Origin of the sequence: Aphanizomenon sp. UHCC 0183 (genome assembly GCF_009712065.1) — a bacterium.
Lineage (GTDB): Bacteria > Cyanobacteriota > Cyanobacteriia > Cyanobacteriales > Nostocaceae > Dolichospermum > Dolichospermum heterosporum.
On sequence record NZ_VILC01000153.1, the window covers coordinates 1 to 5,167 of the forward strand.

General features: G+C 38.8%; 6 protein-coding genes and 1 pseudogene. 3 read left to right on the plus strand and 4 right to left on the minus strand.

All coding sequences use genetic code 11. The features are described from left to right. Positions 1–145: 145 nt before the first annotated feature. Positions 146–451 carry a hypothetical protein gene (locus tag FJR37_RS25395; RefSeq protein ID WP_168467452.1) on the plus strand — a complete coding sequence of 102 codons (306 nt, stop codon included), beginning with the start codon at positions 146–148 and terminating at the stop codon, positions 449–451. A gap of 373 nt (positions 452–824) precedes the next feature. Next, complete coding sequence (locus FJR37_RS25400) at positions 825–1,040, plus strand: antitoxin (protein ID WP_039199945.1); 216 nt, start codon at positions 825–827, stop codon at positions 1,038–1,040. A 315-nt stretch (positions 1,041–1,355) separates the two neighbouring features. On the opposite strand, the gene FJR37_RS25405 is transcribed toward FJR37_RS25400, so the two are convergent. The 3 genes from FJR37_RS25405 to FJR37_RS25415 form a co-directional block, all read right to left on the minus strand. Further along, entirely contained in the window at positions 1,356–2,531 is a 1,176-nt protein-coding gene (locus FJR37_RS25405; RefSeq protein ID WP_168467453.1) for a TRC40/GET3/ArsA family transport-energizing ATPase, read from the minus strand. Between the two features lie 42 nt (positions 2,532–2,573). Next, on the minus strand, positions 2,574–2,966 hold the full coding sequence (locus FJR37_RS25410; protein WP_039202119.1) for a DUF2358 domain-containing protein: 393 nt from the start codon (positions 2,964–2,966) through the stop codon (positions 2,574–2,576). Positions 2,967–3,041: 75 nt separating this feature from the next. Then, entirely contained in the window at positions 3,042–3,545 is a 504-nt protein-coding gene (locus tag FJR37_RS25415; RefSeq protein ID WP_168467454.1) for a hypothetical protein, read from the minus strand. A 650-nt stretch (positions 3,546–4,195) separates the two neighbouring features. Here FJR37_RS25415 and FJR37_RS25420 point away from each other — a divergent pair. Then, positions 4,196–4,909, plus strand: coding sequence for a PspA/IM30 family protein (locus tag FJR37_RS25420; RefSeq protein ID WP_039202121.1), 714 nt, complete (start codon positions 4,196–4,198; stop codon positions 4,907–4,909). Positions 4,910–4,998: 89 nt separating this feature from the next. Here the strand turns inward: FJR37_RS25420 and FJR37_RS27315 are convergent. Beyond that, positions 4,999–5,167 (minus strand): annotated as a pseudogene (locus FJR37_RS27315) (RNA-guided endonuclease TnpB family protein); the annotation flags it as partial.

A 5,167-nucleotide genomic window follows, 5' to 3' on the forward strand; every position in this document is an offset into this window, starting at 1 on the left:
GGGGTAGCAATGTGATGAAAATTACGGAATACCACTTTTCAAACATCCTCTGAACCTGTGTCGGGAACAGTGGAGAAAAAGAGCCACAGAAAAAAATGAGAGGAATGGAAATCAAGATCAGAGACTTAAGCACAAGTCGAGACCTTTGGAAATCGAAAGCACTGTCAGCACAGCAACAAAAAGAGCAATTGGAACAAGAATTAGAAAATTTGAAAAAAAAACTGAATTTGACAAATTAAAGAAACAAAATAATCATGTAACCGAATTAAGAAATCAAGAGCTAGAAGAGTTAAGACCCAAGGGGCATAGTTACTTAGTTTGCGTCATAGAAACAGCAATTAAATTCTTAATAACAGGTTTAAATAGCCTGATAGGGATTGAAAAAAATTTTGAAATAACAAAACCCTTACGGGACAAGGATTATAAACAATTATTTCCATATTTTCAATGAAATGCCTACACAATAGGGCTTTGAATGATTTTGAACCAGGTTTTCCATAAAAATAACCGAAGAACCAGTTATTGAAATTCTCAAAATAGAAAGTAGCGAAGGATTCTACAAAAATTTTCCATAGGTGCGATCGCTCGCATAAATTGCTGTTTAGGATGTTGGTTGGGAGAGCGATAGCGAAGCGCTCCGCAGGAATCGCTCTTTTTATGTGCGAAATGAGTTAGGCGATCGCTTTTAGGGGATGTAGGAATGCGATCGCCGAAAATTGGGGTAGTTGTGTGCGATAGCGAAGCGCCGAAAATGATACAATAATTCGGATTATTTCAGCAAGGAAAGCAAATAAACTAGAACAAAAACAATATCAGGAGTTCCTATGAGAGAAAATTATGATTTTTCTAAATTCGTTAAAAATCCCTATTCTAAACAATTAAAAGAACAAGTTACAATTGATTTAGAAAAGGATATAATTCAATACTTTGAAGAAATAGCTCAAGAAACAGGTATTTCTTATTTGAATTTAATTAATCTTTATCTGCGTGAATGTATGGAAAATAAACGCAAATTATCGTTAATGGAAAGCGACAATTAATCGCCATTTAGGAATAAGTTGGGAGAGCGATAGCGAAGTGCTGACTTGTCAGCTCGCTGACTTTTATCAACAAACTACCAAACAACATCAAGGAACGCAAATTTAATAACCTGCAATTCTGATGTAACCTGGAATGGTGCGTTACGCTGTCGCTAACACACCCTACTTTTGCACCTTATTTAATTCACATTCCTAAGAGGAGAGGGAAAAGGAATAACATTTAATACTGGAGAGGTTTACCAGAGGGGTTTGTTTATACATTAAAAACTTTTCAAACACCCTCTAAGTATGGGCTGGGTTTCCCCGCCCCAGTTTCTATTCAGCGAAGCGAATTTTCAGATAATCATCTTCCATTTTTGCTCCTGCTGGTTGCAGTGCAGCTAAAGCTTGAGGTAATACTAAATTACGGCGATGATTGCCAATAGTAATATTTAACTCATCTCCAGTTTTACTTAATTGCACTTGGCTTTTGGGAATATTCGGTAAATAGAGTTCTAAGCTGTATTGGTTATTCTCTTGGACAACTCTGAGAGTAGTTTCTTTATAATAAACTTGAGTTGGATCTTCATCTTTGTAGAGAGTTTCTTTCAATCTTTCCAAAGCTGCTAAACCACACAATTCTTCAGAGTATAGAGGTACTTCTTTCACTGGCAAAGGTAAGAAATTATTATGAATTTCTTGGCGGTATTGTTCTTGATTTTCCTTCCAGCGTTGGAAAAATGGATCTGTAACCTCTTGAGGAATAATCCGGTTAGCAATTACTAAATCTGTCGCTACATTATACAAACTCAAATAGGCATGAGCGCGAAGAGATTCTTTAATTACCATCTTTTCGGGATTGGTGACTAGACGCACAGAAGTTTGAGTATTGTCAGTTAAGACCTTTTCCAAAGCTTCAATCTGCTCATAAAACTCATAGGGTGCGTCCATTACCTCCTTATCTGGTAAAGAAAAACCAGCAATAGGTTTGAAAAAAGGTTCTACCAGTGGTCTGAGGGCAACGGAAATATTTTGAAACGGTTTGTAGAAACGACGCATATACCAACCGCCAACTTCAGGCAAACTTAACAGCCGTAATGCTGTACCAGTAGGGGCAGAGTCAATAATTAAAACATCATATTCTCCGTCATCATAATGACGTTTCATTCTCACCAGTCCGAAAATTTCGTCCATACCCGGTAAGATTGCTAACTCTTGCGCTTGTATGCCGTCCAAACCTCTGGCTTGTAAAACTTGGGTAATGTAGCGTTTCACAGCCCCCCAATTACCTTCTAATTCTTGCAGGGCATCTAATTCTGCCCCCCACAAGTTAGGACGAACGAGACGGGCATCATGTCCTAATTCTATGTCAAAGCTATCTGCAAGGGAATGGGCGGGGTCTGTACTTAAAACTAATGTCCGATAGCCGATTTCCGCACAACGGAGTCCAGTGGCTGCGGCAACGGAGGTTTTACCCACGCCACCTTTCCCTGTCATTAAAATTACTCGCATCAATTATTCCTTATGCCTGGATTTTATTTACATTTATTTACATTATGATGGTTTTTTCCCAGAAATGAAATGTTGCTTAATTACATCTAAGCGAGAACAATGCCAATAATCAATATGGGAAACAATTAAACCCTCGGCATTCAGACGTAATTCACTCCAACCAGAAACAGAAATATAGGGTTTCCAGGGTAATGGGGAATTCCAACTCATTGTCCATTCAGTTTTAATAATTTCTTCCTGAGATTGGATGTGATGTAAATCTAGTTTGAGATTGAAGAAAAAAGTTTGAATGAATTTAATCATCCATTTATAAAGTTCAATTCCCCGAAACTTGAAAACAGCATCTTGAAAATAAACATTGTCGGCATAAATGCTGTAAGTTTGATTTTCAGGAAATCTAGCATAATCGGCTTTGAGGGTTTCAATAATATTCATAAATTAAGAAAAGTAGGAATTAGGAGAAAGAAAGAAGAAGTCAGACTGATTGATTCTGACTCGGTGAACTCTTCATCACTGATTTACAAAATTACCAATTACAGTTTGTAGCTTAACTCTAGCACAATCTCTTTCTTCTACAGGTAAACAGGATAAAGCAAATTCAAACTCATCTATCTTTTCAGTTAAGGCATTGACTAATTCTTGTTTACCTTCTTGTAGGCTAAGTTCGGATTTACCTAGATCAATTTCGACGGATTCTAAGGATCCTAAAGTTCCCACAATTAAACTATTTTTGCCATTTTGTTCTAAATCAAGTTGATCTTCTAATTCAGGGCTAATCATTTTTGATTTAGTAATTTCTAGAATCTCCTCAGTTGTACACTCTAAATCAGTTTGGGCTTCTCTTAATAGCTGTGCTGCTTCTTTCAGTTTTTCATTTGCGAGTTCTTCCATAATTTTTTTCTTCTCTAAAAGTAAAGATAATTCTTTTTGAGCATCTAATAATTCTTGTTGCTGTTCGGCAATTTTAGCAGCTTGGTTTTTAATTTGGTTTTGAATTTGTGCAAGTGTCATCATCAGGATTCCTTAAAGATTAATCGAGTATGTTTTGTGCATTTTTTCTCTTGTTGCTGTTTATTATTTATTCACAGGTTAGAGACTTTTGATCATCTTTCCCTCATCAAGAATTTGGTGCATTGCGCTGTCGCTAACACACCCTACGGATATTTTTAATCATCAAACCGGATGTCTATATTTGGTTTTTGCCTATTTTAGACGGATTTTGGTAGATATTGACTACCCTAAGCTACTTAATATTGCTCAGAAATCATAAGAATACCCGGTAAGTGGGAAACGAGCGCGTCTTTAGACCTGAGAGGGAAACGACACGAGCGGTTTTAACCGCTGTGGATATTAAAATTGAAACCAGATTTTTGATTGGAATCTGGAAACCTGGTCAGTACGGCTTGCTTGATTACTCTTGCAAGCCCAGTCCCTTTAGGGCTGGGTTACTGACTGAGGATTCCTACAGCGATTTCCAATCATATAAGGTACATCTTAGCCCCCTCATCGCTTGCGGGGAGGGGGTTGGGGGTGGGGTTCTTGTTCCGGGTTTGATGACAATTTGCTGTAAATATACTTGAAGAAACTGACAGACAATTGCTATGTATGCTCATATTAGAGTAAAAATATTACCATAACCACTCTCACTAAAATAACTTTGGGTTATGAAAAAAGCTGTCTACTGGATAATGGGTGAAAGGGCAGGGCGAACCATAGTTGGGACTTGGAACTGGTTATGGGGAATGCCTGTGGAGTCCGGTGGTAAGGTGGCTGTAGCTGTTGCTGAAGAATCCCTTCAGTCAATGCAGGAAGCTGTTCAGAAGTTGGCTGTAGCGGTTGCGGCTCAGGAGGGGGCTTATAAAACTGCTAAAAATAAATATGAGGCAAAAATAAAAGAATTTAATACCTTAGAGCAGCAAGCTATGGTTGCTCAAAAAGGTGGTAATGAAGAAGGTGCGCGAATGGCTATGAGTAAGGCGATTCAAACGGAGCAAATCTTGCCTAAACTAGCGGAAATGGTGAAACAGGCGGAAACGGCGGTCAAGGCTTCTAAGGATAAGCTGAACCGTGAGCGCATGAAGTTAGAAAGCTACAAAGCGGATATGCAAAATATGAAGGATATGTCAGAGGTGAATGAAGCTCTGGCGATGATTGCTAGGGTCAATAATGAGTTTGATATTGGCTCGGCTAAAAGTGATTTTGAAAAGGCTAGGGGGGCTGTGGAACGTCGAAATTTACAGACGGAGGCTTTGGCGGAATTATCGGAAAATCCTACCGAAAAACTCCAGGCTGAGATTGAAAATATGACATTAGATGACGAGGTTGCTCGTCGTTTGCAAAGATTACAAGATCCCCCATCTAAACAATTACCAGATTGACACTCCCCGATCTAAAGACACGGGGATTCTACATTCACCGTCAAAACTTGGCTTTTCCAGGTTTGCACCCTTACGGGTTCGCCAGTCACTCATGGGGGAAACCCCCAAGACCGCGCTGGCTCACCAAGTAGAGTAGAGACTTCAACTCCTGTAGCGTTAATTCGGGGATGCCCTCCCCTATTTTTTGCAAGATTAAGAATATTAACTGCTGCGTTTGTATCTCTGTGCAATTCGCATCCACAACTACATTTATGGGTG

Coding starts and splice junctions, on each gene's coding strand:
- FJR37_RS25400 (WP_039199945.1), top strand. CDS start 825: ATGAGAGAAAATTATGATTTTTCTAAATTCGTTAAAAATCCCTATTCT.
- FJR37_RS25405 (WP_168467453.1), bottom strand. CDS start 2,531: ATGCGAGTAATTTTAATGACAGGGAAAGGTGGCGTGGGTAAAACCTCC.
- FJR37_RS25410 (WP_039202119.1), bottom strand. CDS start 2,966: ATGAATATTATTGAAACCCTCAAAGCCGATTATGCTAGATTTCCTGAA.
- FJR37_RS25415 (WP_168467454.1), bottom strand. CDS start 3,545: ATGATGACACTTGCACAAATTCAAAACCAAATTAAAAACCAAGCTGCT.
- FJR37_RS25420 (WP_039202121.1), top strand. CDS start 4,196: ATGAAAAAAGCTGTCTACTGGATAATGGGTGAAAGGGCAGGGCGAACC.